The organism is Massilia pseudoviolaceinigra (genome assembly GCF_030846505.1).
GTDB lineage: Bacteria > Pseudomonadota > Gammaproteobacteria > Burkholderiales > Burkholderiaceae_D > Telluria_A > Telluria_A violaceinigra.
In genome coordinates this window covers 1-26,327 of sequence record NZ_JAVCWL010000047.1, presented here as the reverse complement: position 1 = coordinate 26,327, position 26,327 = coordinate 1, and the positions used below count along the sequence as shown (strand labels likewise).

28 protein-coding genes and 3 tRNA genes are annotated in these 26,327 nt (G+C 61.2%); 22 read left to right on the top strand and 9 right to left on the bottom strand.

Translation table 11 applies throughout. The features are described 5' to 3' along the window. Positions 1 to 132: 132 nt before the first annotated feature. From RBA40_RS30725 to RBA40_RS30710, 4 genes are all read left to right on the top strand, one after another. Positions 133 to 2,322, top strand: coding sequence for a calcium-binding protein (locus tag RBA40_RS30725; protein WP_306652458.1), 2,190 nt, complete (start codon positions 133 to 135; stop codon positions 2,320 to 2,322). A 198-nt stretch (positions 2,323 to 2,520) separates the two neighbouring features. Next, on the top strand, positions 2,521 to 6,399 hold the full coding sequence (locus tag RBA40_RS30720) for a calcium-binding protein (protein WP_306652456.1): 3,879 nt from the start codon (positions 2,521 to 2,523) through the stop codon (positions 6,397 to 6,399). Positions 6,400 to 6,564: 165 nt separating this feature from the next. Next, complete coding sequence (locus RBA40_RS30715; protein WP_306652455.1) at positions 6,565 to 8,580, top strand: calcium-binding protein; 2,016 nt, start codon at positions 6,565 to 6,567, stop codon at positions 8,578 to 8,580. A gap of 48 nt (positions 8,581 to 8,628) precedes the next feature. Further along, positions 8,629 to 8,718: transfer RNA gene (locus tag RBA40_RS30710), tRNA-Ser, on the top strand. Positions 8,719 to 8,785: 67 nt separating this feature from the next. Here the strand turns inward: RBA40_RS30710 and RBA40_RS30705 are convergent. The 7 genes from RBA40_RS30705 to RBA40_RS33655 all read right to left on the bottom strand — a co-directional run bounded on the left by RBA40_RS30705 (position 8,786) and on the right by RBA40_RS33655 (position 11,558). Next, complete coding sequence (locus RBA40_RS30705; RefSeq protein WP_306652453.1) at positions 8,786 to 8,992, bottom strand: helix-turn-helix transcriptional regulator; 207 nt, start codon at positions 8,990 to 8,992, stop codon at positions 8,786 to 8,788. Further along, positions 8,989 to 9,186 (bottom strand): hypothetical protein, encoded by a 198-nt coding sequence (locus RBA40_RS30700; protein WP_306652451.1) that lies wholly within the window; start codon positions 9,184 to 9,186, stop codon positions 8,989 to 8,991. Before RBA40_RS30700 ends, RBA40_RS30705 begins: the two co-directional genes overlap by 4 nt. Positions 9,187 to 9,333: 147 nt before the next feature. After that, entirely contained in the window at positions 9,334 to 10,200 is an 867-nt protein-coding gene (locus RBA40_RS30695) for an antA/AntB antirepressor family protein (RefSeq protein ID WP_306652449.1), read from the bottom strand. Further along, entirely contained in the window at positions 10,197 to 10,556 is a 360-nt protein-coding gene (locus RBA40_RS30690; RefSeq protein WP_306652447.1) for a hypothetical protein, read from the bottom strand. The genes RBA40_RS30695 and RBA40_RS30690 overlap by 4 nt, the downstream gene beginning before the upstream one ends. Then, entirely contained in the window at positions 10,553 to 10,912 is a 360-nt protein-coding gene (locus tag RBA40_RS30685; RefSeq protein WP_306652445.1) for a hypothetical protein, read from the bottom strand. Before RBA40_RS30685 ends, RBA40_RS30690 begins: the two co-directional genes overlap by 4 nt. Next, positions 10,909 to 11,211: a hypothetical protein gene (locus RBA40_RS30680; RefSeq protein WP_306652443.1), complete on the bottom strand. Its 303-nt coding sequence runs from the start codon at positions 11,209 to 11,211 to the stop codon at positions 10,909 to 10,911. The genes RBA40_RS30685 and RBA40_RS30680 overlap by 4 nt, the downstream gene beginning before the upstream one ends. 149 nt (positions 11,212 to 11,360) lie before the next feature. After that, on the bottom strand, positions 11,361 to 11,558 hold the full coding sequence (locus tag RBA40_RS33655) for an Arc family DNA-binding protein (protein ID WP_374710569.1): 198 nt from the start codon (positions 11,556 to 11,558) through the stop codon (positions 11,361 to 11,363). An 86-nt stretch (positions 11,559 to 11,644) separates the two neighbouring features. Here RBA40_RS33655 and RBA40_RS30675 point away from each other — a divergent pair, with 86 nt between their 5' ends. After that, the gene (locus tag RBA40_RS30675) at positions 11,645 to 12,121 is read left to right on the top strand and encodes an Arc family DNA-binding protein (RefSeq protein WP_306652441.1); all 477 of its coding nucleotides are present in this window, start codon (positions 11,645 to 11,647) and stop codon (positions 12,119 to 12,121) included. A gap of 197 nt (positions 12,122 to 12,318) precedes the next feature. On the opposite strand, the gene RBA40_RS30670 is transcribed toward RBA40_RS30675, so the two are convergent. After that, positions 12,319 to 13,026, bottom strand: a complete 708-nt coding sequence (locus RBA40_RS30670; protein WP_306652440.1) for an XRE family transcriptional regulator — start codon at positions 13,024 to 13,026, stop codon at positions 12,319 to 12,321. 90 nt (positions 13,027 to 13,116) lie between these two features. Between RBA40_RS30670 and RBA40_RS33650 the strand changes: the two genes are divergently transcribed. The 10 genes from RBA40_RS33650 to RBA40_RS30625 all read left to right on the top strand — a co-directional run bounded on the left by RBA40_RS33650 (position 13,117) and on the right by RBA40_RS30625 (position 20,123). Beyond that, on the top strand, positions 13,117 to 13,326 hold the full coding sequence (locus RBA40_RS33650; protein WP_374710568.1) for a helix-turn-helix transcriptional regulator: 210 nt from the start codon (positions 13,117 to 13,119) through the stop codon (positions 13,324 to 13,326). 191 nt (positions 13,327 to 13,517) lie between these two features. Further along, positions 13,518 to 13,907, top strand: coding sequence for a hypothetical protein (locus RBA40_RS30665; protein ID WP_306652438.1), 390 nt, complete (start codon positions 13,518 to 13,520; stop codon positions 13,905 to 13,907). Between the two features lie 8 nt (positions 13,908 to 13,915). Continuing rightward, complete coding sequence (locus RBA40_RS30660; RefSeq protein WP_306652435.1) at positions 13,916 to 14,950, top strand: hypothetical protein; 1,035 nt, start codon at positions 13,916 to 13,918, stop codon at positions 14,948 to 14,950. After that, on the top strand, positions 14,947 to 16,440 hold the full coding sequence (locus RBA40_RS30655) for a DEAD/DEAH box helicase (protein WP_306652434.1): 1,494 nt from the start codon (positions 14,947 to 14,949) through the stop codon (positions 16,438 to 16,440). Before RBA40_RS30660 ends, RBA40_RS30655 begins: the two co-directional genes overlap by 4 nt. Then, a complete protein-coding gene (locus RBA40_RS30650; protein ID WP_306652433.1) occupies positions 16,437 to 17,396 on the top strand; it encodes a toprim domain-containing protein in 960 nt (319 codons plus the stop codon). Before RBA40_RS30655 ends, RBA40_RS30650 begins: the two co-directional genes overlap by 4 nt. Before the next feature lie 551 nt (positions 17,397 to 17,947). Further along, positions 17,948 to 18,106, top strand: coding sequence for a hypothetical protein (locus RBA40_RS30645; RefSeq protein WP_306652431.1), 159 nt, complete (start codon positions 17,948 to 17,950; stop codon positions 18,104 to 18,106). After that, the gene (locus RBA40_RS30640) at positions 18,103 to 18,591 is read left to right on the top strand and encodes a hypothetical protein (RefSeq protein WP_306652430.1); all 489 of its coding nucleotides are present in this window, start codon (positions 18,103 to 18,105) and stop codon (positions 18,589 to 18,591) included. Before RBA40_RS30645 ends, RBA40_RS30640 begins: the two co-directional genes overlap by 4 nt. A 1,185-nt stretch (positions 18,592 to 19,776) precedes the next feature. After that, a tRNA-Glu gene (locus RBA40_RS30635) sits at positions 19,777 to 19,851 on the top strand. Positions 19,852 to 19,858: 7 nt separating this feature from the next. Then, positions 19,859 to 19,946 (top strand) — tRNA-Ser (locus RBA40_RS30630). An 18-nt stretch (positions 19,947 to 19,964) separates the two neighbouring features. Continuing rightward, on the top strand, positions 19,965 to 20,123 hold the full coding sequence (locus tag RBA40_RS30625; RefSeq protein WP_306652429.1) for a hypothetical protein: 159 nt from the start codon (positions 19,965 to 19,967) through the stop codon (positions 20,121 to 20,123). Between the two features lie 225 nt (positions 20,124 to 20,348). Here the strand turns inward: RBA40_RS30625 and RBA40_RS30620 are convergent, their stop codons facing one another. After that, positions 20,349 to 20,834 carry a hypothetical protein gene (locus tag RBA40_RS30620; RefSeq protein WP_306652427.1) on the bottom strand — a complete coding sequence of 162 codons (486 nt, stop codon included), beginning with the start codon at positions 20,832 to 20,834 and terminating at the stop codon, positions 20,349 to 20,351. A 269-nt stretch (positions 20,835 to 21,103) separates the two neighbouring features. Between RBA40_RS30620 and RBA40_RS30615 the strand changes: the two genes are divergently transcribed. From RBA40_RS30615 to RBA40_RS30585, 7 genes are all read left to right on the top strand, one after another. Continuing rightward, positions 21,104 to 21,490: a hypothetical protein gene (locus RBA40_RS30615; RefSeq protein ID WP_306652425.1), complete on the top strand. Its 387-nt coding sequence runs from the start codon at positions 21,104 to 21,106 to the stop codon at positions 21,488 to 21,490. A gap of 1 nt (position 21,491) precedes the next feature. Then, positions 21,492 to 21,815, top strand: coding sequence for a hypothetical protein (locus tag RBA40_RS30610; protein WP_306652424.1), 324 nt, complete (start codon positions 21,492 to 21,494; stop codon positions 21,813 to 21,815). Between the two features lie 2 nt (positions 21,816 to 21,817). After that, entirely contained in the window at positions 21,818 to 22,144 is a 327-nt protein-coding gene (locus RBA40_RS30605; RefSeq protein WP_306652422.1) for an HNH endonuclease, read from the top strand. A 154-nt stretch (positions 22,145 to 22,298) separates the two neighbouring features. Continuing rightward, positions 22,299 to 22,769: a phage terminase small subunit P27 family gene (locus RBA40_RS30600; RefSeq protein ID WP_306652420.1), complete on the top strand. Its 471-nt coding sequence runs from the start codon at positions 22,299 to 22,301 to the stop codon at positions 22,767 to 22,769. Continuing rightward, on the top strand, positions 22,726 to 24,456 hold the full coding sequence (locus tag RBA40_RS30595; protein WP_306652418.1) for a terminase large subunit: 1,731 nt from the start codon (positions 22,726 to 22,728) through the stop codon (positions 24,454 to 24,456). Before RBA40_RS30600 ends, RBA40_RS30595 begins: the two co-directional genes overlap by 44 nt. A 3-nt stretch (positions 24,457 to 24,459) precedes the next feature. Then, positions 24,460 to 25,800: a phage portal protein gene (locus RBA40_RS30590; protein ID WP_306652417.1), complete on the top strand. Its 1,341-nt coding sequence runs from the start codon at positions 24,460 to 24,462 to the stop codon at positions 25,798 to 25,800. Further along, on the top strand, positions 25,772 to 26,327 hold a 556-nt coding region (locus RBA40_RS30585; RefSeq protein ID WP_306652415.1), incomplete at its 3' end, for an HK97 family phage prohead protease. The genes RBA40_RS30590 and RBA40_RS30585, both read left to right, overlap by 29 nt.

The following is a 26,327-nucleotide window of genomic DNA, read 5'->3' as shown; positions in this document are numbered from 1 at the left end:
TGTGGCGCGCGCGCAATCTGCTGCATTTTTTCAAAATGGATGGGCAGATTGCCGCGCGGCGCCATGATTTCAAACTGGATACTGCCGTCCGACGGACGGCAGTATCCTTATCCATTTACCACAAGGAATAATATGCTCCGCTCAATTCCCGTACCGCGATCCCCGTCCCTCGATGCCAGGCGCGTCACGTTTGAATCGATCCCATCCACCAACAATGAGCCTGTCTACCTTGTCGGCACCGAGGGCGACGACACCCTCGTCGGCACCGCGCACAACGATCTGATCGAAGGCCTCGGCGGCAACGACTATATCCGCAGCGACGACGGCCGCGACACCCTGTTCGGCGGGCACGGCAACGATACCTTGCTCGGCGGTAGTATGCAAGACTACCTCTATGGCGGCTGGGAGGACGACCTTCTCGACGGCGGCGATGAGATCGGCGCCGGAGACGAGCTCAGCGGCGGCAATGGCAACGATACCCTGCTCGGTGGCGGGGGCGACGACGACCTGTTCGGCGCGATCGGCAACGATGCGCTGGACGGCGGCGACGGCAACGACGGGTTGTATGGTGGCGACCAGCATGACGCGCTCTCCGGCGGCGCCGGTGACGATTATCTCGACGGCGACGAAGGCAACGATACCCTCGATGGCGGCGACGGCGACGACGTCTTGTCGGACTACGACTGGGGCAGATACGGGAGCACCTTTTTCGGCGGCGACAATATTCTGCGTGGGGGCGCGGGCAACGACAAGCTGAGCGCATTGTTCCCGGGCACCGACCTGATGGAGGGCGGCAGCGGCGCCGATACACTGACTGGCGGCAGCGGCAAAGATACGCTCGACGGCGGCAGCGGCAACGATCTCATCGAGTTGCGGTTCGAGAAAGGCGTCGCCGACACCATCGTGCTGGGCGGCGACGGCGACGACATGATCAAGTTCAGCCCGGGCGCGCCGCAGGACAAGTACCGGGTAACCGGCGGCAATGGGCGCGACACCATCGCTTTTGACGGTGGCGGGCATCGGCAACAGGTGAGCGTGACCGATTTCCAGGCCGGCGCTGGCGGCGATGTCCTCGATTTCGATCTGGTCTACGTGCCGCCAGGTACAGCCGACCCGTTCCTCGCAGGCTACCTGCGTCTGGTGCAGAGCGGTGCCGACACCCTGTTCCAGTGGGATGGGGACGGCGTCGGCGGCGGCTTCGACTTCCGCACCGTCGCCACCCTCAAGGACGTACAGGCGAACCAGGTTAGCGCGCACAATTTTGCCCGTGGCCTCGATCCGGACGGTGCGCTGCCCCCGCTGGTGCTCACGGGTACCAGCGCCGACGACAAACTGTCCGGCGGCGGGAGCGCCGACACCATCGCCGGCGCCGCCGGCCAGGACACCCTGTACGGCAAGGGCGGCGACGATCTTCTGCGGGGCGACGACGGCAACGATTACCTGGACGGCGGCGTCGGCGTCGACCGCGCCGATGGCGGCGCCGGCGACGACACGATCACTGGCGGCAACGGCGATGACGTGCTGCTTGGCGGCACCGGCAACGACCGCCTGAGCGACACCAGCGGCGACGACCAGTTGTACGGCGGCGACGGCGACGATGTGCTCCACGCCGCTGGCGGCAAGGACAACCTTTCCGGCGGCAACGGCAACGACGATGTCACGATGAATGGCGGCGACCATGTGGCCGACGGCGGCGCCGGCAACGATACCGTGCATGGCGCCAATGGCGACATGCAGATCAATGGCGGCAGCGGCGACGACATGCTGCGGGTCCAGGGCAGCGGCAACCACGGCCTGTTCGGCGGCAGCGGGCGCGACGTGCTGCAGATCGATTCGGAACTGTCTCCCATGCCGTGGCGCGTGGTGGCCAGCGGCGGGCTTGGCGACGACACCATCAAGGTCGTGCGCAATACCGGCAACACCGCCATCACCGCCACCGGCGGCGAGGGCGTCGATACGTATGAACTGAGCGGCGCCGGCCGCCTGGGTACGCTGACGATCAAGGATTTCATGGTCGGCGCGGGCGGCGACCGCGTCGATGTCAGCGACCTGTTCACCGCCGCGATGCGGGCCACCGACCCGTACGCCGCCGGCGTGCTGCTCTTGGTCAAGAACGGCACCTCGACCGTGATCGCGCTCGACCGTGATGGCAAGGCGGGCGCCGACACGGGCTACGTGCTGGCGACCCTGGAGAACATCACGCCGGCGAGCGTGAAAGCCCATATTGTCTACACCGAGACGCCGACCGCCACGGCCGTGGTACCGCTGGAACTGGTCGGCGTGACGGACGGCACGGCAGACGGCGCAGCCTTCATCGGTTAAGCCTGCTGTAATGACAGCGGCGGCGCGGTGTTAAGCGCTGTTGCCGCCGTTGTCATATATTGTTACATATTGTTTAATTTTACCTTCTGTACATCCCTATCGTGCACGGGCATGATCTAGGTTGAAAACGTTGCCAGTTGGTTTATGTGATGAGCATATTCCCTGGCAATTCAACCGACCATCATTCCCGGGACCGACATGACCATCTCCAGCGCCGACAAGCACCGCAACGCCGATCACACGACCCCAACCTCCCAGCAGGCGGCAACTGACGCCATGCTGGCCGGCGTGGGCGAGAACCTGCAGGGTTCAGGCGGCAATGAATCGCTGTGGGGCGCCGAGCTCAACGACACCATCTCGGGCAACGGCGGCGAGGACAAGATGTTCGGCGCCGGCGGCGACGACCTCATCGAGAGTGGCGACCCCGACGACGGCGCGCGCGCGGGCGGGGATGCCATGTATGGTGGCGACGGCAACGACACCATCAACGGGGGCAGGGCCAACGACGCGTTGACCGGCAACGCCGGCCATGACCTGCAGAACGGCGGCGCCGGCAACGATACCCTCAAGGGCGAACTGGGCAACGATACCCTGCAAGGCGGTAGCGGCCACGATACGCAGTTCGATTACGAAGGCAATAACCTGATGCAGGGCGGCGCCGGCTTCGACCGGCTGCTGTCCGAAGGCGGCGGCAACAGCGTGCTCGATGGCGGCGCCGACGGCGACTTCCTGAGCGGCGACGGCCAGGATACCTACCTCGGCGGCGCCGGCGCCGACCGCATCACCATCCGCGCGCGCGTGGGCGAGGCCGCCGCCACGGCGCTGGCCGACGGCGGCGATGGCAGCGACCTGTTCAGCATCGCCTTCCAGAACCAGGGCGGCAAGGCCCGCGTGACCGGCGGCGCCGGGCGCGACGTATACCTGCTCGAACGCGACAGCACCGGCAGCGGCTACGTGGTGACCGATTTCGCCGCCGGCGCGAACGGCGACCATATCGATGTCCACCATCTGCTGGCCGGCATCGACCTGTCGCTGGGCGACCCGTTTTCAAACGAGCGCGGCTACCTGAAACTGGTGCAGGAAGGCGCCGACACGGTGCTCCAGTTCGATGCCGACGGCGCCCAGGGCAGCGCGGCGGCCTTCAAGAGCGTGCTGCGGCTCGAAGGCGTGGCGGCGCAGTCGGTCACGGCCGACAACATCTGGACCGGCAATGTCTTGCCCGCCTATTTCGACGAGGGTGAAACCCTCATCGGCGACGGCCGCGACGACGATCTCTACGGTTCCGGCCTGAACGACCGCTACGAAGGCAACGGCGGCAGCGACACCATCCAGTCCGGGGCCGGCAACGATACCCTGCTCGGCGGCGACGGCGCCGACATGCTGTTCGGCGAAGCGGGCGACGACCGGATCGAGGGCGGCATCGGCGACGACCACATGGGGGGCGGCGAGGGCAGCAATATCATGATCGGCGGCGCTGGCCACGACACGCTCACGGTCGAATCGGGCGGCGACAATGTTCTGGACGGCGGCGACGGCAATGATCTCCTGCGTATCGACAACAGTTACGGCACCAAAAAGTGGGGCGGCATGACGCTGTCGGGCGGCGCCGGCGACGACCTGTTTTCGATTTCCCCGGGCGGACCGGATGTCAGGCTGAACGCGACCGGCGGCAGCGGGCGCGACACCTTTTACCTTTTCATGTACTCGAGCGCGGCCGACGCGTCGGACGTGGTCGTCACCGATTTTTCGATCGGCGCAGGCGGCGACCTGATCGACCTGTACATGCTGAACGTCGCGAGCGACTACAGCGGCAACCCGTTCGGCGCCGACCGCTACCTGAGCCTGACCCAGCGCGGCCTGGACACCGTGATCGGCTACGACGCCGACGGCGTGGCCGGCAGCACCTACACCATGCACGACGTGATGACCTTGCGCAACGTGACGGCCACCAGCCTGACCAGCGCCAGTTTCAAGCTGGGCTACGATCCGTCGGCCGCCTTTTTCAGCCGCGTGCTGACCGGCACCGACGGCGCCGACAGCATCAGCGGCGATACGCGGGCCGAGCACCTCATCGGCCTGGGCGGCAGCGACACGCTGCTCGGCGGCGGCGGCAACGATCTGGTCGAAGGGGGCGATGAGAGCGGCGCCGGCGACCTGCTCGGCGGCGGCGCCGGCAACGACAGCGTCTACGGCGCCGCGGGCGACGACGTGGCCGGCGGCGACGACGGCAACGACACCGTTTCCGGCGGCAACGGCAACGACACCCTGACCGGCGGGGCCGGCGACGACCACCTGAGCGGCGACCAGGATAACGATATCCTCACCGATGCCGAGGGCAACAACGTGCTGAACGGCGGCTTCGGCACCGACACCATCGTCGCCACCGGCAGCGGCAGCGACAAGGTCGACGGCGGCGACGGCGACGACACCCTGACCGGCGGCGCCAACGATACGCTGGCCGGCGGCGGCGGCGACGACCAGCTGACAGCCGAGCTCAAGGGCAGCGCCGCGGACGGCACCGTCGTCATGTCCGGCGGCTGGGGCGACGACATCCTGACCTTCGGCGCCGGACTGGCCACGCAAAGCGTGCTGGCGAGCGGCGGCGAGAGCCTGGACACCTTTGTGTTCGCGCCCGGGGCGCACGCCGAGCGCGTGGTCATCGGCGACTTCCATCTCGGCTACCGCAACGACGTGATCGACCTCGACGCGCTGGTGCCGCAGGTGGCCGCCAACTACGTCAGCAATCCGTTCGGCGCGCTCGGCTACCTGCGCGTGCTCCAGAGCGGCAACGATACCGTGTTCCAGCTCGACGAGGACGGCGCCGCCGGCAGCGCCGCCAGCTTCCGCACCATTCTCACCCTCGGCAACATCCTGCCATCCCAGCTCAGCGCCAACCATGTGGCGGGCGGCATGAATCCGGATGGCTCCGAGGTGGGCATCAAGCTGGACGGCCTGCACTACGACGAAATCATCGACGGCGGGCGCAGCAACGATGTGCTCGACGGTGGGCAGGGCGACGACATGCTGAACGGTTTCCAGGGCAACGATGTGCTCAGGGGCGACCGTCATAACGATACGCTGGCCGGCGGCGCGGGGAACGACCTGCTGGAAGGCGAGGACGACAACGACAAGCTGCTGGGCGAGGGCGGCGCCGACACCCTGCTGGGCGGCGAGGGCAACGACGCGCTCGACGGCGGCGCCGATCACGATGTGCTTCAGGGCGCGAACGGCCTCGACCTGCTGCAGGGCGGCCTGGGCGAGGACACGCTGGACGGCGGCGCGGGCAACGACACGCTGGGCGGCGGCGACGGCGCCGACATCCTGCGCGCCGGCATCGGCGACGATAGCCTCGACGGCGGCGCCGGCAATGACGACCTGACTGGCGGCGACGGCAACGATGTCCTGCGCGGCGGCGCCGGCGACGATGTCGTCAATGGCGGCAGCGGCAGCGACGCGTTGCATGCCGACGCGGGTGCCGACGTGCTCGACGGCGGCGCGGGCGACGACACCCTCGACGGCGGCAGCGGCGATGCGCAGCTCAACGGCGGCAACGGCAACGACCTGCTCAAAGTGACGGGCAGCGGCTACAGCGGCCTGTTCGGCGGGCGCGGGACCGATATCATCGACATTCGCGGCACGCAGCAGGCGCTGGCGGGGCGCGTGGTGGCGTACGGCGGCGACGAAGCCGACACCATCATCTTCACGCGCGGCGCGGGCGAGAACACGGCGGTCAACGCCAGCGGCGGCGCGGGCATCGACACCTACCTGCTGCGCGGGGAAGGGCGCCTGGGCAGCCTGACCGTGACGGACTTCACGGCCGGCACGCTCGGCGACCGCATCGATGTGAGCGGCCTGGGGGCGCCCGCCGGCGTGCTGCAGTTCGTGCAGAGCGGTAGCGCGACCCTGGTGCGCTTCGACGCCGACGGCGCCGCCGGCCCATTGAGCGCGGAAACGCTGATGACCTTGCAGAATGTCGTCGCCACCAGCCTGAGCGACGACAACGTGGTTGGCGCGGCTGCTGCCGGGGCACTGGTGCCACTGGTGGGCGTGGCGCCCGTGGAGTTCATGATCGGCTAAGCAGGCGCGGGGAAAGGGCGGGTGCCGGGCACACGTCCTTATTCCAGACAGGAAAAATTGGCGGGCATCCGGATCTCGACACGCGCCACGCAAGGGCGCATGATAGGCGTCCGCGTTCGCGTGCGCGCCCGCTTGCCTCGATTCAACCTTTCCTGAGGAATTTCCATGACAACATTTTTCATGATGTCCGATCCCGACGGCGGGCCGCGCCGTCCTGTCAATTTCCTGGTGACCGGCCTGACCCTGACCGGCACCGAGAACAGTGATTTTCTGCAAGGCGGCGAGCTGGACGACCAACTGTTCGGCCTTGGCAGCGGCGATCTGCTGTTCGGCGAGGGCGGCAACGATTATATCGACGGCGGCGACGAGGAGGAGGGCGATGGCGACCGCATCTTCGGCGGCGATGGTGCCGACAGCGTATTCGGCGGCGCCGGCAACGACACTATCGCCGGCGAGCAAGGCAGCGACCTGATCGATGGCGATGCCGGCTGGGACCGGATCAACGGCGGCGAGGGCGACGACCTGCTGCGTGGCGGCGAAGGCGGCGACGTGCTGCGCGACGACAGCGGCAACAACATCCTCGTCGGCGGGCCGGGCACCGACTCGCTCGACGCGTTCGGCACTGGGGCGGACCGCCTCGATGGCGGCGCCGACGACGACGTGCTGTCCGGCGGCGAGGGCAACGACAGCCTGTACGGCGGCGCGGGCACGGATAGCCTCTTCGTCGCTTCCATGGCCGGCGGCGGGGTGGTGGTCAGCAACGTGCTGGTGGCCGGCGGCGATGGCGAGGACCGCATCAACTTCGGCACGGGAACGGCGGCCCTGACCGTGCATGCGACGGGCGGCAGCGGCAGCGACCTGTTCATCTTTTACGACCGTGTGCACGAGGAAAACATCATCATCGACGACTTTGTGCCGGGCGCCGGTGGCGACAGGTTCAGCCTGGGACAACTGTTCGAGTCATCCTTCGCCAATCCCTTCGGGGTGGCCGGCATCGCGCGCCTGGTGCAGCAGGGTAACGACACGCTGCTGCAGCTCGACGAGGACGGGGCGGCCGGCACGGCCAGCACTTTCCATACGATCGCGACCCTGACCGGCGTGCGCGCGCAGGATGTGCTGCCGAATAACTTCTTCGAAGGCTACAACCCGGATGGCTCGAACAATGGCATGACGGTGTATGGAACCAGCGGGGACGACCAGGTCTTCGCTGGCGTGCTCAACGACTCCATCTACGGCGGCGCGGGCAACGACCAGCTATGGGGCCAACTCGGCGACGACCTCCTCAGCGGCGGCGACGGCAACGACGATTTGAACGGTTACTCGGGCAACGATGTGATCGACGGCGGCGCGGGCGGCGACTACCTGAATGGGCACGATGGCAACGACACGTTGACCGGCGGGCGCGGCAACGACCTGCTGGCGGGCCACGAAGGCGACGACCAGCTGTTCGGCGGCGAGGGCGACGACCTGATGTTTGGCGACGGCGGCAACGACGTCTTCAACGGCGGCAGCGGCAACGACACGATGTCGGGTTACCGTGGCAACGATGTGCTTGACGGCGGGGCGGGCGATGACCTGATGCGCGCGGTCGACATGTCCGGCTTGCTCAACGGCGGCCGCGGCAACGACATCCTCAAGGTGCAAAGCGACGGCGATGTGGGCGCATTCGGCGGCAGCGGCAACGACCTGATCGAGATCAATGCCAACGATTACCTTGCGCGCGGGCGGGTGGTGGCCAACGGTGGCGATGGCGACGACGCCATCATCCTGCTGCGCGAAACGCAGAACTCGAACGAGATCAGCGCCATTGGCGGGGCTGGTACGGACCGCTTCGGTGTGGTCGGTACCTTGGGAACGAGCACGTTTACGGTGCGGGATTTTGCGGTGGGGGCGGGCGGCGACCGTATCGACGTGTCGGCCCTGTTGGCGGGTGCGGTTCCGCCGGGCGACCCGTTCGCCAGCGGGGTGCTGAGGTACCTGCAAAGCGGGGCCGATACGCTGGTCCAGTTCGATGCCGACGGTGCGGCCGGTGCCGCGTGGGGATTCCTGACGATGATGGCGCTGCAAGGGGTGGCGGCGACGGCGCTGACGCCGGAGAACCTGATCACGGAGGCGCCGGCCGGGGTGTCGGCGGAGCCGGGTCTGGTCGGGGTGGTGGCCATGGAATCGGGCATCGGATAAGGTGTTACTGCCCAAGAACGGGGGTTTTCTGTATAATCGCGTTCTGCAGGAAGCGTGGCCGAGTGGTTGAAGGCACCAGTCTTGAAAACTGGCGACGGTGTGAGCCGTTCGTGAGTTCGAATCTCACCGCTTCCGCCATTTAATAGAAAAAGCCCCTATGACGGGGCTTTTTTCATAATGCGTACCCACATTTCTACCCACATCGTTAATTGTGGGTACGCGACTTTGCCAATGCGATGCACTGCTCCTGCCAACCGGCGATTTCACTTGAGTCCCAGACAACTGCACGCGGCCCCAAGCTGATCGGCTTGGGAAATGTTCCAGCCTTGATTCGTTCGTAAATCGCTGTACGTTGGATGCCCACGATGTCGATCACGGCTGGGAGTCGCAGGAATTTTTTTGGTTGGTTCATTGTTTGCTTTCTGGTTCAAATCGGGTAATAGCCTCCAGCTCGTCGGCCACATCGGCCGCCATGCTGGCGCAGGTTTGCAGCGCATCCGCCCTGCTCTCAGGCTGCAAGATTGGGATCGCGGCCAGTAGCGCGCTGATTACGTTGGCCAGGCCAGCCAAGCGTCTGACGCCTACTTCGTCGATGCCGGCGCTCACGCTGCACCGCCTTTCGTAGTGGCCAGCGTTGTGGTATCTTTCTGGTCGTTCATAGCATGCTTTCAAATATTTTGGCTGTGACAGGCCATCCGGCGTCTGCGCGCCAGGTGGCCTTCTTTTTTTGCGGTTGCCGGTGGCCGGCGAGGGCTACTCGGGGCCGATGCTCAGCTGGTGCTGGTGATGTTTGGTCGCCGCGGCAAGTTTCGCCTCGGCAGCTTCCGACGCAATCAGCTTTGCCAGCGTGGTCAGGCCTTTGTGCGTGATAAGAACCTGCTGCCGCACCTTCCGCTCGCCAGAGGTCTTGCTCTCATATCCGAAGGTCTTGTATTTCAGGTCGAGTGCCTGCAACCGCGTGCGGTAAGCCCTGTACCCTTCTGCGCCTACCCGCTCATAAATCCAGGCCTTGCTGATCAGGTAGTCGGTAAGGTCGCACTGGCGCATTTGCAGAGCGGCCGCAGCGTCGCGGATGCACAGCGTGCCGTCAGCGCTGGCGATCAGATCGAACCCGGCCACGGCCGGCGCCTGATCGGCGAGCTTGTGCTCCAGCTGCTGCACTTTGCCCTCAGCTGCACGCGTCGCCTCCACCTCATCGGCCCAGGCGCGCGCTGCTGCCGCTGGGTCGGCGAAGTTCGGCAACGCAGGCACCGTAGAAAGCGCACGGCGCTCGCATTCGATGAAGTACTCGCGTACCTCGAAACCATTATCAGTTTCCGATAGCATGGCCACGTGCTTCCCGGCCTCAAGTGTCAGGTGGTATTCGACCGTGTGCTGGCCTGAGCTCCCCCTTGAGGGGGAGCTTACAAAGTCCCGTCCTTCGACCAAGCGGGCGCGTGCGATTTGAGTTTTGACCCAGGCGGAGAAGTCTTTGCCGATTTGAAGAAAAGCGCGTAAGTCGCGCGCATTAGTCGTCTGTACGACCTTGCCGCCAATGGTCGACGTGCCGACCGGGACCAGTTCGCTGATCGTGCGCGCCGGCCGCGTAGCCAGCACCTCATGCGGTTGACGGCTGCTCATCGTGCTGCTCCTTTCTTCATGGCTGTGGCCTTGCGCGCCTGGTTGTCCAGGTCGTCGGCACGCTCGAAAGCCTGCTTACCAAGCATCTGCACAGCCGCCGTCGCCAGCAGCAAGAGCTGCTCTCGGTCAACCCTGCTGAGTAGAGGATCGACATCGCTGCCCAAGGAATTCGCTTGCAACGCCATATCGGTCGATTGCACCAGCTCCAGGTAGGTCTGCACGCCATTACATACGTCGAACGTCAGCGCGGCAAAATGGGCGTTAACGTCGTCCGTCTTTGCGTTAGGTACCCACGAGAACGGATGGTGAATCGGCCGGATATCTTCCGCCGGCACGGCATTGGTCGCGGCGCTCATGCTACTGCTCCCTTCTCACGGTGGATGTGAAGTTCGACCTCACCGTGCAGGTAGTTCAGGTATTGGAGCTGGGTGGCCAGTGTGGCCACCATTTGGCCCACGTCGGCGAAATCACGGCGTTCGACCTGCTGTTCCTCGTTGAGAGCGGCACTCCAGATGACGCGCCCCAGCGATTCCAGGCCGGCCAGCAGGGAGGCACTGTAGTTACTGGCGTGGTGGCCAGCAGCCGCAGCCAATTCGCGCTGCTCATCGGTCAGAGCCGGGTCAGACAAATAGCGTGGCAGCCTGCGCAGCAAGCAGCCGAGCTCGTACGGTGCGCGCTCGATTCTATGGAAGTGCGGATTGGCAGCGCTCATGCTGCACCTCTAGCGGTCATAGTCAAGACGGCGCTGTTCGCTTGGGTTGCCAACTCTATGTTACGCAATGCGCAAGTGGCAAAGCAGTTGATCATGTTGACGCTGTGCATCGCCTTCGATGGCAAGCCGTGCATGCCGTCAATAGCGGTGAAGATCGCCTCGATAAGAATTTTGGCGTCGAGAATTTGCGTCTCGATATCTTGTGACTGCTGGTGAACCGCGTCAGAAATTGATAGCGCGTTCGCCAAAATATCCGCTTGCGTATCTAAAACCCCGGTGTTAACATTCGTTTTGTGCATTTGGTCTCTCCAAAAAAGTGCGCACTGCTCCAAAAGGTGCTGAATGCTGCAAACATTCAATACCCCGACTTACCTGGCCATCAGGTAAGTTTGTAATGACTGGAGGGCGGCCTGCAAGCCGTCCTCAATCAGTCAGTATTGCTAAATCCTCAATCCGCATCACTTTTTTGCTCGGCAAGTGAGCATGATTTCTGTTTGTGCTTCCGACTTTGTAGCGCCCTGCTATCCTCCAGCCTCTTCGTGATCTCGCTGTTCAGGCTTCGCCGGTTCAATGCAGCTTGTTCAGCTAGCCATTTTTTAAGATCTGGCGGTAACCTCAGGCCGAATGGGGGAATTGGACTAGTCATGTCGTCTCTTACGGTGTGATTACAGGCTGTAATGATTACACTATGAAGCTATCACGTCAAGCCGTTTTTGACTACACTCTGTAGCTATGTCCATTCCAACAAATACGCGTCTTCCCACGTCTCATATTGCCCCGTTTGGTGTGCGAATGCAGGTTGAGCTTCGTTCCCAGTTGGAGTTGGCCGCCGTCTCGTCTGGGCGGTCAATGAACGCGGAAATTGTTCATCGACTGGAAAACAGTTTTAGCTCATCTCAATCTTCCCCCACTGATGCTGGGGCTGCGGCCAACCGCGGTATCGCACGGCTTGAAGTCGAATTGCTTGCTGGAAAGCTTGACTTGATCTTGCTGACCTCGGCATTTGAGGAGGCAATTAAGTGCCTTCCCGTCGAGGTTGTGGAATCCAATACGCCTTTCAAATCGCAGTTGAAGATGCTTCGAAAACACACTGCCCGATATGCGATAAGTGACGAGGATGCAGCGCGCCTAAACCGCGAACATGCAGCGAAACTCAACGCTGTGCTCACGGAAATAACCGCTGAAATTGCTGGTTCGCAAGGCTCTTAATCCTCTTCACCGAACTACCCTTCACGCAAATCATTGATATGAACTTAGGTTTTGTCCTTGTTGACTGGGATCAAGTATACGCGATTGATTAAGCATTAGCAATACCCGAATGGATAATTAATTAAAGGTTGAATAGATTGAACGAAAAAAATCCCGCTCAGGGCGGGTCAATGTGTTGCGTTCCTACGTCGCGTGGCTCAGATGTGCTGGCTGTCCTTTCTTACAACGCGACCCACAATAATGCAGCCCTCACCCTGGCACAGCTTGCGATGAAACTTGCGCTTGTCCGGATTATCCGATTCCAGCCACCACATGCCCGCGTCCCGGGATAGCCTCTTCACGACGGCCTCACCTTCGTAGTTCACCGCATACACGTGACCATCGACTGGCTTCTTGTCGGCTGTGTTGATGATCACGATATCGTCCTCGTACAGCGACGGCTCCATGCTCTCCCCGCGAACCTTCATAGCCACCAAATGCGTCGAGGCAAACCGGCATTTGTCGATCCACTCGGCCGACACCAACACGCCGCCACCGTCTCGATAGTCAGGCTCGGTCTGAAAGCCTGTAACGCCAGCAGAAAGACGCAGGGTGACCATCGGAATAGAGACAAAGCGCGGGTCTTCTTCGCCATCCTCCAAGACGATAATTTTGCGGAAGTCTTCATGCAGTTCGTTAGTCGGTGAGCGGAATTTCGGCCCGGTCCCCTCATGCAACCACTGGAAGTTGACGTTACACGCTTCCGCCAAGAGGGTGAGGGTGTGTGCCTCTGGGCCTTTCGATCCAGCACCACGCGCAATTCGATTGATTGTGGGCTGGGGCACACCGGAGGCGCGCGATAGCGCGCTTTGGGACGCGAATCCGGCATCGCGCATTGCTTCTTCTAGTCGATTTGAGATGTCCATCCTTCCATGATACATACGCGTATAGGTCAGCGCAACAAATTTATTTGAGAATGCATTGCATATCTACTCATTCATGAATAGAATGGGCGTATGGACAAAAATATCTCAACCCTCTTGAGGGAAATCAAGGCCAAGCAAGAGTGGTCGCAAGTCCGACTCGCCGCTGAGCTCGGGACCACTCAGCCTACTGTCAACCGAATTTTGAACGGTCAAGATGACTGCAAAATCTCGACGTTCAAGGCTATCTGCGCTTTGCACGAGGCGTGTTGTGCTGGACTAACTGAACCTACGCCTACCTAAGGGCTCCTCATAAAAATTAGTAGCGCCGCCGCCGGGCTTCCGCTTGGCGCAAGGCCCCTTTACGCCCAAATTTTGGAGAACAGCATGAAAACCATCATCAAACGCACCGTCATCCAGCTGTATTGCCGCGAGCTGATCAAGGGCGCGACGGTCGTCCGCGCGTTCAATCGCTTTGAATTGTGGGGCGCTTGATGAGTGCGCCTCTGTTCATTGACCTGGGCTACGTCATCGACCGCGAAGGCAAGAAGGTTCCTGCGAGCTTTCAGACCGAACAATGGCAGGGCATGACTGAGTATGTCGTCGTCCTTGGTCAGAAGAATCGCCCGAACGAGCCTTTTCTTCTCGATCAGTTCTTCGACTACCTGCTCAGCGACGGTTTGTCTGACTTCGAAATCCTGCACGAGGAAAGGTCGTGCTTGGCCTTCATTCCTGCCGGCGAAATCCGCGCGTTGATACGACGACTGATGGCCCAGCGGCAGGTCGGCCTGGACACGTTGTCCATCACAGCTCACGCGCAGGTCAGCATCGTTCCAACGCCGCCACCAGGGCCGGCATTCGACCCTTCCGACCGCCCGTTCTGAGGTCTGTTATGAGCAACATTCAAAAGCTGCGTCTCGACGAGATCAACATCCTTGCCGGCACTCAGGCCCGCGCAAAAACTGACGACGCGACGGTAGGCGAATACAAACTCGCGCTCGAGCAGGGCGTCGAGTTCCCGCCTGCAATCGTGTTTGCTGACGGTAGCGAAGGAGGCAGATGGCTGGCTGATGGGTTCCACCGCTACCATGCGCACCGCGCTGCCGGCCTCGCTGAGATCCGGTGCGATGTTCGCGCCGGCACTTATCGCGACGCAAAATTGTTCTCGTTCGGCGCCAACGCAACGCACGGGCTGCCGCGATCCGCTGCGGACAAAAAGCGCGCTGTCGAGGAAATGCTTGACGACCCGGAATGGTCGACTTGGACTCAGATGCAGATTGCTGCCGCTTGCCACGTGAGCCGCGAGTACGTGTCGCGCGTGTCAACGTCGCGCAAGCCATCTTGTGATCGATCACAAGATACGGTTCGTGATGTCACGCGGAACGGCGCTACCTATCAGATGGATACGGCGAAGATCGGCAAGCCAGCCGCACTCGCACTCGCCACGCAACCGCCGTTTTCTCCGCCAGTCGAGCCTGCAACCGTGTCACAGCCGTGTGTATCCGCTGGTGGCGGTCCCGTGCCAGCAGAGGACATCCTCGACCTCGGCGTCCCTGCTGCCGCATCAGCCGGCTCCGCATCCATCGCTCAGTTCATCGACGGGCTGGACGATGGCCATGTGCCGGACCTCGAAGAATTAAATAGTGCCCTGGAGAGTAAAAACGAGGCGCTGCGCGAGGAAATTACAGAACTCAAGGCGCAGGTTACAGCGCTTGGCAGCACGGACCAGGGCGCCCGCATCGATGCCCTTCTGCGTGAACTTCACGAGGCGCGCAGCTTGGCTACTTCGCACCGCAACGACTTCCTGAAAGCTAACGACCAGGTCGTGAAGTTCGACAAGCTGCTCAAGCGCCTTCGTCGTGTGGCCGACGTTGACACTAACGGCGAAATCGAGCGCTGCATCGTTCGCGCTACGCAGGGGGCATGATGGTTCAAGAACTGAAACTGTTTCCACTGCAAACGGCCGTAATTGAAGCGCTCCACCACGCGTTTGTGAGCGGTTACAAGAATATTCTGATCCAGGCGCCCTGTGGCTTCGGAAAAACCGAGTTGGCGACAGCGATCCTCAAGACAGTTCGGCAGAACTACAAGCGCGGCGCTTTCGCCATGGACCGTATCGCGCTTGTCAACCAGGCGTCGGAACGGTTTGACCGGTACGGACTGGATCACGGAATCATGCAGGCCCAGAACCCGCGTGCCGACCGCAACAATCCGATTCAGATCGTCAGCTTGGCAACGCTAAAGGACGCGCCGCTCGACGTTAATCTGCTGGTGATCGACGAATGCCACGTGTTGCCGACATCGCTCAAGAAGCGCCTGACGCAGCGTCGCGGTGAACGCGGTTGTTTCACGATCGGATTGACCGCGACACCCTTTACAAAGGGACTCGGCAAGTACTTCGACCACGTCATCAACGCGGCGACCACGAACCAACTGATCGCCGAGAAGCGCCTCGTACCATTCCGCGTCTTTGCTGCATCGGAGCCAGACATGACCGGCGCCGAAGTGTCTAACACCGGTGAGTGGGTCGAGAGGGAAGTCGAATCGCGTTCGCTGCCCATCATTGGTGACGTCATCCAGGGCTACAAGCAGCATGGCCAGGACAAGAAGTTCATCGCGTTCGCATCGTCCGTCGCACACGCGGAAGAGCTTCAACGCCAGTTCATGATGGCCGGTGTGATATGCGGCTTGTATACCTATCGTCAGACCGACGACGAACAGGTCGCTGCCGTCGCCGAGTTCCGCAAGCCAGACAGCTACATTCGTGGCCTCATCAGCATTGAGAGCTTGACCCGCGGCTTTGACGTGCCCGACATTGAGGTGCTGATTATGGCTCGCCCGTTGCGCAAGGCGCTTGCGATCCACATCCAAATGCTGGGTCGCGTGCTGCGCTGTTCAGAGAGCACAGGAAAACACGAAGCGATCGTGCTCGACCACAGCGGCAACTGCATGCGTTTCTGGACCGATGTGCAGCATTTTTTCGAGAACGGCATTGACGAGCTGGACGACGGCAAGCCCAAGGAAGCCAAGGTGCCGCCGAAGAAGGCTGAGAAAAAACCGGTTAAGTGCCCGGCGTGCTTTCACGTCCACGATGCTGCGCCGACGTGCCCATCGTGCGGCGCCGCGTACGAAAAGTCAGCTGTCATCGAACAGGTTGCCGGTGTGCTTAAAGAGGTAAAGGGCAAGAAGTCGGCGCCATCGGTGGACGACAAAAAGGAGTTCTATTCCGGCCTGAGATTTGTCGCTGAGAGCAAGGGATGGAGTCTCGGGTGGGCGTCGCACAAGTTCAAGGACAAGTTCGGCGACTGGCCGGATACCGAAATGAAGGCCACGCCCGCAGCAGAGCCGAGCAAGAAGGTGCGCGGCTGGCTTACGTCGCGCAAGATCGCCGAGAAGGCACGGGCGGCACGGGCATGAGCGAGTTCCTTCAATTCGTCCAGGCGAACGGCATCATCGTGCCGGACAATTTCACGCCTGGCCGCTGGATTCGGTGCAAGACCGAGAGCCATCCGCGCAAGAGGAACGGCAGCATCAAGCTGGCCGACGACGGTCTGGTCGGCTGGTGCCAGGACTACGCCGTGCACGCCGAGCCGCTGATGTGGCGCGCCAGTGACGACGTCGCTGCGCTTGCCGCCCCCATCGACCGCACCGCCATCGCCCGCCGCCAGGCTGAACGCCGCGCCGCGTTGTGCGAAGCCACCCTGGGTGCGCGCGCCTTTTATGACCGCTGCGCACCGCTCCGTGATAGCCATCCCTACCTGGTGGGCAAGGGCCTCGGCGTGGCCGGCTGCGTCGGCCTGCGCGTCGATCACAAAGGCTGGCTGGTCGTTCCGATGCTCTACAACGGGAAGATTCTCAGCGTGCAGCGCATTTCGCCAGAAGGCGAGAAGAAATTCCACTTCGGCGCCACCACGAAGTGCGCCTATTACGCCATCGAGCGGCCTAATGCCGTCGTCACGGTGCTGGTCGAGGGCTTCGCCACCGGCCTGACCGTCTTCCAAGCCATCCCGAACTGCCGTGTTGTTGTCGCTTTCAACGCCGGAAATCTTCCTGTCGTCGCCGAGCGCATGGACCGGTTCGGGATGGGCGTCGTATGCGCGGACAACGACCTGGAGACAGCTGCACGCATTGGCCGCAACCCTGGCCTCGATGCTGCGCACGCCGCCGCCGAGCTGCTGGGCGTGGGCGTCGCGGCGCCGGCCTGCAACGGCACTGACTGGAACGACTACGCCATGGAGCAGATGGAGCTGGCGCTGGAAGGTCAGGCATACAGCTTCGCCCGCAAGCGCACGGTGCTCCAGGTGCAGGCGAGCGTGTTCGCCGATATCAAGTTGAAGGTGATGTGGGAAGCGCGGCTGCTGCGCGCGAAGTAGGGCAAGCAGCCCGCATCCGACTTCGTGCGAATTTCGTTCGAAGCCGAATGCGGTACCAGCTCGACGAATTTCGCCGGGCTGACCGAGCCAAGCGAACGCGCGGCGCCAGGTGGAGCGGACGACACCTCAAAAAACGTGCAAGGGTCTGAATCGGCTCACACCGCAAAAAGACCGACAGCACCGTCGAGCACCAAGGCACAGCACGAACAAGGCGCAGAGGGGGCCTTGCCGAGGCCTGAGAGCACAGGCCGGAGCGAACAGAGGTACAGAGTTGGAATGCTTGGCTCGTTTGGCAGGCGCATTCACCAGAGTGCGTCAATCGAAAGAGCGAGGGGGCGGCCTGGGCGAGCCGTAGCGGAACTGACCATCCGTGAATACGTCACTTTCGATACAAGTTTTTGCTGATTTTGCTCGGGGCCAGGAACACCTAACCCTCATACGTACCGACTGCGGAGGGGTTCCAACCAACCCCTCTAAATGACAACTATGGCCGAGAGAAATGCATGACAAAAAGCGATCGACCGATACCGGGAAAGATAGAGCAGCGCCTGATGGAGTTACTGAAAATGAAGGAGTTCGACATGCAAGAAGTGAACTGGTGCCGCGCAACGTACTGGACCCGCCGCGATGACTGGCATCTGATCCTGGTGGCGTGCCACAGCGCCGCGCTGGCCCGGACAGCAGCCGAAAGCGTCGAGGTACGCCCATGAGCAAGCGCCCGACACTCACGCTGCGCTGGCCCGTCAAGACGCCACCGGTGCCCGACATCGTCTTCGTCGACGTAACCGGGGATAGCGCGCCGCCGGCGCTCAAGCCTGTTCGCGTTGCCACGCTGCCGCCGGCGGTGCGCGGGACCGTAGCACAAGAGCATTACGAGAACGTTCTGCGGCTGCTGGACGGATGGGCCGAATGGATCAGGACCGGTGAACCGATTGCCGAAGGCGCGCCACGGCAATGCCTGGGCGCCCCAGACGCACGCATTCACAGCTTCGAGGACATGGAAATCGAGGTCAACAAGCGCCTGGTGCGCGAGGTGCACACGGCGGTCTGGGACCTGTGCGTCATCGAGCGCGAGGCGGTCATGACGCACTACGGCCTCAAGACACGCGGCGTCTGGCGCGCGGACTTCGCCAAGGTGTTCGATCAGGCGGTTGACAGCCTGTTCAGGCTGCTCAAGGACCGAGTGGCGTGTTGAAATACTGACGCATAGCTAATGCAACCAGCGGCGCGCTTATGCTCACGCTAGCCGCGAAAATGATTTTGCAATCGGCGGGCGCTCGCATTCCGTTGGGGCCTTCGCACTTTCTTCCCGGTTCACCTCGTTGTTACTGTGGGAGCTTTATTTTCGGGTATCTGGCTCATTTAACTGCGACACCGCCTTTTCCGGGAAGGTGAGACTGATAGCAATGCTCGAGACAAGGCAGACGTCCGTCAGGCGTTGATCGTCTGCAGGAAGTGTATATCACAATGCGCGGAAGGTACCTACCGCTCTTCGGCTGCGGACGCCTGGTGGTCCTTCTGGCAGATCGCAGTGCAGCGCTTCAACATCAAGATGCGGCATCTGCTTCGCAAGTAGGGCGACGTAGAAAAAGGGGGGGGCGCTAAGAGTCCTGCCCAGCAGTCGCGTGCAAACAACAGACACGTATATGTAATCACAATAGTTTTTCATTTTTATTATTTTTGTATCACTATGTAACTGCGAGTTTTCGCAAAAATTACTTGGGGAGAGTCATGATTAAACTTTTTGCAATCGTATGCATGCTAACCTTTGCGGTACCGGCTCACGCTGCTAAGGAATACAACCTCAAATCCACTGCTAAGAACGGACTAGATCTACGTGATCACGGTAGATACAAAAGTTGGACAGCTTGCAGGTTGGCTGCAAAGGACTTTGAAAAGAAATACCCAGACCGCTCATTTACCTGCTTGGATGCCTAGCAGACTTCGGGGACATTAGGGAAGCAATGCGGCTGGCGGCTCGCCGCCAGTTCATGGCCACGTTGTCAACTGGGTTAGCACATGCAATCAAATGTCAGTGTGGCACGAACCTCCGATTCTGGCCGGCGGACACTGCCAGGAGATCGAGTGGACCGTATGGTGCAACCATGCATAGCACTGCGGAGCGTGGGAGCAAGAAATTTGTACGCCGGTGCGTCAATCCAGTTTTTGAACTTGAGTAAATAAGCTTCACAGATCATTGACATCACGGCTCGGCATAGTAGAATAGTCGCCATCGGGACTTCTTGCGCCCGGAAATAAGCCAGCTTCCTTGCGGATCGCTGGCTTTTTGCATTGGAAGATGGCGCGCAGGGCGCAAAGCGGTCTTGAAAACCGTGCCGGTGGAAACGCCGATGGTTCGATTCCCTCATCTTCTGCCAATGAACCGTTCGACTTCAGGTGAGGTCAGCAGCCTTTCACGCTGCGTAGATGGGTTCGATCCCCATACGGTTTGCCAGATTACAGGTAGCTTGGCTGAGAGGCCGAAGGCAGCGGCTTGCTAAGCCGTCCACTCGCAAGGGTGCGTAGGTTCGAATCCTACAGCTACCGCCATACACCGCAAGGCAGGCCATGACGCAGACCACCAAGCCCGACAAGCGCCTGGTGCGCGAATACATGGACCAGCGCACGCACGCCGAACACGAGCCGCCGCCATCAGCCGACGAGATACGCCGACAGCTGGGATGGGGACTGATCCCGCACAACAACGAACCGGAAGCCGAGCCATGACGAACAGAATCCCCATCGGCTGCACCAGCAAGACGTCAAGCAATAATGCTGTCTCGTTAAAGCCGTCCTGCATGGTTCAGGTGTCCAGTCGTGCCTTTTCCTGCTCTACTGAGACGTTCCTTGTCATCGACACCCCACTAAATGAGTTCTGGCTTGCCCTGAGCCGGCAGGGCGTTACGGAACCGATCGGCTATGCCCGCTACGAGCGGCGCGGCGAAGAGGTCATTACTGGAACGCCTCAAGGGCTCTTTGAATTAGTGGAAGTGCTTTCGAAGCATTGTCCAGTCCCGCATCCAATAATTTCATTGTCAGGTGTTTTATGGACTCGCCGCGCAGCTCTCGCAACTGATTCAGCAATCCAGTCTTTTCTTCAGCCGGAAGATCTGAATCCTGAATGCGTGCCGCGATCAGATTCCGGATTGTGTCGTCGTGAAGTTTGACTGTCACCACACCCAAAATTGCTGAAAGGCCGCCGTCATCAGCAAGAAAATCCATGCCTTTCGCGGTGATTTTCGCCTGACGAAATTTCGCGACCCTCAGCCCGACATTTTGCGAAAGCTGACCCTCGACCAAATCGTGCTCTGCAAGGTAATAGAGATTTCGCGTCGTAAGTGGGTTGTCGTTAAGTAACTCATTCGCGGGTACTGGGTCCGGGTAGCGGTCGGCAAGAAGTTTTAGCAATTCAAGCTGTAAATCACGGTTGAGACTCATGGGATTTCCTTCTTAATTGTCGAGTGGAATTGGCAATTTATCATGAGCGGACGTTCCTGCTCATAAGGGATTATGTTTCGGCTCCGGTCACTCGATTCAACTCACGACCGCGCCATCGCACTCCAGCGGTGCGACTCGCAATAGCGGGTGCAGTCACCGATGAACCATGGCTACGGACTCCCACCGCAGGGTACCGCGGGTACTCGCGTAGAGCAGGCGGTGACACTTCCTACCAACCAACATGAGGAGAAGCACTGATGTGGAAAAATATGCTGGACCGCCTATTCGGGCGTGAGCAGGTGGCCGTGTCGATCGCCCCTATGCAGTTCAACGCTGCGGCCGGCGATACGGTGGTGCTCAGCTATTCCAAGTTTCTCGACAAAGAGCAGCGCGACCGCCTCAAGGAGAGGGGCCTGGCCGATCTGCCTGACGGCGTCAAGGTGCTGCTGCTCGAAGGTGGCATCGAGATGCGCGTGGTCAACCGCACCGATTGTTCCAGCAGGATCCTCGCGCAGCTGGAGACCCAGACCGAGATCATGGCGGCCAATGCAAAGAAGGCTGATCGTGATTCGCAGTTGTATCAGGAATCGCTCAAAACCTACACGGAAATCGGCACCGTCACCCGCACGTCGACGCACAATCCGGTGTGCGGCTAGTATGGCGATCACCGGACGGGACATTGGGGTAGAGCTGATCGCGGCACTTGGGCTGCCAAAGCACACGATCAGCGTCACCCTGAGCGTGAAGGCCGACGAACTGGTAACCGTCGCGTGCGAGTACTGCCCTGATATCGGGCCCGACTTCATTACCCTGATGGCGCGATACAACCTTGTACCAGCAGAGCCAAAGTGCAGCGGTTCGCTCATGACCTACAGCTCGTTGCCTACCGACGACTTCGATGCATGGATGCGTGATCGCACCGAGGCTGCACACGCCGCATACATGGCGCAGCACAGCGCTGGTGGCCAGGAATACGCATAACGATGGCCTGGTCGAAGCTATCCCGGCAAGAGCGCGGCTACGGCGCAGCATGGGATCGAGTCCGTAAGGTAGTGATGGAGCGCGACGGCGGCCTGTGTCAGGTCTGCCTCAAGGCGGGCCGCTACGGCGTCATCGCGTACGCGGTCGACCACATCATCAGCAAGGCCAAGTGCGCGGCGCTGCGATGGTCTGACGCACGCACAGACGACCCGAGCAACCTCCAGGCGATCTGCGCACCGTGCCACGAGGTGAAGACCGAAGCCGAGCAGGGAAAGACCAAGCGGCCGAAGTTGACGATCAGGGAAGACGGATGGCCTGGCTCGGAGTGATGCATTCAACGAAACATTCTTCTGATGCAACGTTCTTCCGAGAAATGTTGCCACGGGGGCATGTCCAAACTTCAGGGACTTGGCCCACACAGGACCGCGCTCTCCCTCGATACGCACAACCGCGAATTGAAACTTTTTTTCTGGAATAGAAATTATGGCCGGACGACGCCCGACGCCAACCGCATTGAAGTTGGTAAAAGGCAACCCGGGAAAGCGAGGGTTGCCGAAAAATGAGCCCAAGCCGAAGCGCGAAATTCCGTCGTGCCCAGCTCACCTTGACGACAGCGGCAAAGTTGCGTGGGGCCGGCTTTCCGTTCTGCTTGATCGTATGGGGGTGCTCACGGAAGCGGACAGTTTCGCGCTTGAGCGCCTGGTCGACTGCTACACAGACATTTTGAAGTGCCGTTTGCTCATCGAGCGTGACGGCCGCACCTACACAACAACGACGATGCAGGGCGACACCCTCATCAAAGGAAACCCAGCCGTCAATCAACTCCGTGCTGCCGATGCGCAGTTCAAGTCCTACCTGGTGGAGTTCGGCCTGACCCCGGCTGCCCGTTCGAAAGTGCACGCGACACCAGATGAAGAAAACAAAACAGACCCGCTCGCCGAGTTCTTCGGATGATGCGGTAACGGAATACGCGCAGTCAGTTGTAGACGGCGTGCGGGTTGCTGGACCGGACGTACGTGCCCAGTGCGCCCGCCATCTTGACGACCTGACGGAGGGCGCCAAGCGCGGGTTGGTCTGGAATCTGGAGGCATCGAACAAGGCCCAGCGCTTTTACCGGAATGTGCTGAAGCTGAACGGTGGCGATTTTGAAGGCGTGCCGTTCGAGCTGCTGCCATGGCAAAAATTCATAGTCGGTTCACTGTTCGGCTGGCATGGCGACGACGGGTATCGTCGCTTTCGAGTGGCATACGTCGAGACCGCGAAGGGGTCTGGCAAATCACCGCTCGCTGCTGGCATTGGAATGAAGGGGCTAGTCGCTGATGGGGAGCCACGAGCCGAGATTTACAGCGCCGCGACAAAAAAAGACCAGGCGATGATCCTGTTCCGGGACGCGGTGGCGATGTGCGACCAGTCTCCGGAGCTCACAAAGCGGATTACTAAGAGTGGTACGGGCGAGAAGGTTTGGAATCTGGCCTATCTCGCTCAAGGCGCGTTCTTCCGACCGATCAGTAGTGATGACGGGCAGTCGGGGCCGCGGCCGCACATCGCGCTGGTCGACGAGCTGCACGAGCACCGGACGAATACCGTTGTAGAGATGCTGCGCGCCGGCACCAAGTCGCGGCGCCAGGCGATGATCTTTATGATCACCAACGCCGGCAGCGGGCGCAACGGCCCATGCTGGGCTTACCACGAGTACGGCGGGCGAGTAGCCCGTGGTGAGGTGATCGATGACGGATTCTTCACCTACATTTGCGGGTTGGACGAGGCGGACGATCCATTCCTCGACGAGGCTTGCTGGCCGAAGGCAAATCCCTCGCTGCAGGATGCGAATTTACCTGGGTACAAATACATCCGTGAGCAGGTCACGGAGGCGAAAGGCATGCCATCCAAAGAAGCACTCGTCCGTCGGCTGAATTTTTGCCAGTGGACGGAAGCCGAATCGCCATGGATTTCCCATGAGATTTGGAAAGGCGCCAAGCAAGAATTTGATGTCGAGGAGCTGCGCGGCCGTCGCGCGTTCGCCGGCCTGGACCTGGCCAGCACTACCGATCTGACAGGACTGGTGTTTTTGGTGGAGCCAATCGTAGACGGCGAGCCCTGGAAGCTGGTCCCGTATGGGTGGCTGCCTGACGTCGGCCTGCAACGCAAAGCTGATACTGATCGGGTGCCCTACGTTGAGTGGAAAGCCCAGGGCATCCTCAACACGACGCCAGGTCGAGCGATCAGCAAGCGGGTCATCCTGCAAAAATTGTCGGCAATGAGCGACTTCTTCGAGATTATCGCCTGCGCATACGATCGCTGGCGTATCGAGGATCTGCTGGCAATGGCGTCCGATGACGGAATTAGCCTGCCGGAGATGAAGCCTTTCGGTCAGGGATTTAAGGACATGAGTCCAGCGGTCGAGGAATTCGAAAGGATGCTTTTGAACGACGAGATCGTTCACAACGGGCACAAGATTTTGACGATGTGCGCCGGCAACGCGGTTACGACAGAAGACGGCGCAGGCAATCGCAAGCTAGACAAAGATAAGGCGACCGGGCGTATCGACTTGATCGTCGCTGCGGTCATGGCGATCGGCATCATGCAGACAGCCAAGCCTAAAAAGGGTGGCTCCCTCGACGACTACCTTTCGGACCAATAACACATGAAATTATTCAGCAAGGCAATGTCGGCCAGTGGCTTGACATTGAAAAGCATCTACTTTTCGATCCGGGATGCAGTCGCCTACCGCGGCGTGCGCGACGCAAACAAGGACGTCACGATCAACTTCGGCGACGTGCGAGGCGGCACGCCAGGCGTGAACGCGGCATTGCAACTGTCGGTGGTCTGGTCGTGCGTGCGCCTGATCGCGGAAACGATCGCCACGCTGCCGCTGATCACCTACGAGCGCAAGGTGGTGAACGGGCGCGAAATACGTGTGGTGGCGCGCGAGCACCCGCTGTACTACCTGCTGCACGACTCGCCTAACGCCGACATGACGGCCGTGGAGTTTTGGGAAGCGGTGGTATCGCAGATTTGCCTGTGGGGGAACGCGTACTGCCTGAAAAGCTACGGCGCCGCCGGCCGCATCGTGGCGCTGGACCCGCTCAACCCGGCCCTGATGACCGTGCGGCGCAGCCAGGACGGCGCGGTGAGCTACCTGTACGCCGATCCGCGCGGGCAAAAGGAGTTCACCGAGGACGAAATCTGGCATATCAAGGGCTTCGGCACCGATGGGCTGGTAGGCATTTCCCCGATTACGGCCGGCTGGCGGTCGATGTGCGGCGCCACGGCGGCCGAAAACGCATCGGCCAACACCTTTGGCAAGGGCATGCGCTTGTCCGGCGTGCTCACGATGAAGGAATATCTGGACCCGGCCCAGCGCGAACAGGCGAAGGGCAAGGTAATGGGGGCTGTGTTTGGTGACGACCGCACCGGCAACATGATGTTGCTCGAGGGCGCCACCGAGTTCACGCAACTCTCGATGCACCCGGCCGATGCGCAGATGCTCGAAACGCGGTCGTTCAGCGTGGAAGACCTGTGCCGCTGGTTCGGCATGCCGCCGTCGATGATCGGCCACGGCACCGCTGTATCGAACTGGGGTACCGGACGCGAGCAGATCAATCAGAACTTTATCGACTACGTCCTGCGGGCCTACATGAAGCGCATCGAGCAGGGCATCGCAAAATCGCTGCTGAAACCTGCGGAGCGCATGCGTTTCTTCTCAGAATACAGTGTAGAGGGCCTGTTGCGCGGTGACAGCGCGTCGCGCGCCGCCCTCTACAGCACCATGACGCAAAACGGAATTTACACGCGGAACTTCTGCCGCTCGCTGGAAAACTTGGAACCGCTGCCTGGCGGCGACGAGCTGACCGTGCAAAGCAACCTGATCCCGCTTTCGCTGCTGGGAAAAATCACCAACACCGCCCAGGCGGCCAAGTCGGCCGTGCTCTCCTGGCTTGGAATCAAGGAAAACGATGATGCAAATCCTCCACAAATCGATTGATCTGGAGCTGAAAAGCCTGACCGACAAGGGCAACTTTTCCGGCTACGGTTCGGTGTTCAACGTCGTCGACAAGGGCGGCGATATCGTTGCCCCCGGCGCGTTCGCGGAAAGCCTGGGCAAGTGGCAGAAGTCGGGCCGCACGGTGCCGGTGCTGTGGCAGCACCAGCCGGACCAGCCGATCGGCGCCTGGGAGGCGCTGAAAGAGGACGACCATGGCCTGCTGGGCGAGGCGTCGCTCTGGCTCGACGATGCGCCGTATGCGCGCCTTGCGCACAAGGGCATGAGCACCAAGACCATCACAGGTCTGTCGATCGGGTACCGCGTCAAGGACTACAGCGTCAACAAGGACACCGGCGTCTACACCCTGCAGAAGCTGGACCTGGTCGAAATCAGCGTGGTCACCAACCCGATGAACGACGACGCCCGCGTGGCCGACGTCAAGTGCATGTTGGAGGCCGGCCGGCTGCCGAGCCTTTCCGAATTTGAGAAGTTCCTGCGAGAGGCAGGCTTCTCCAAATCCCAGGCCG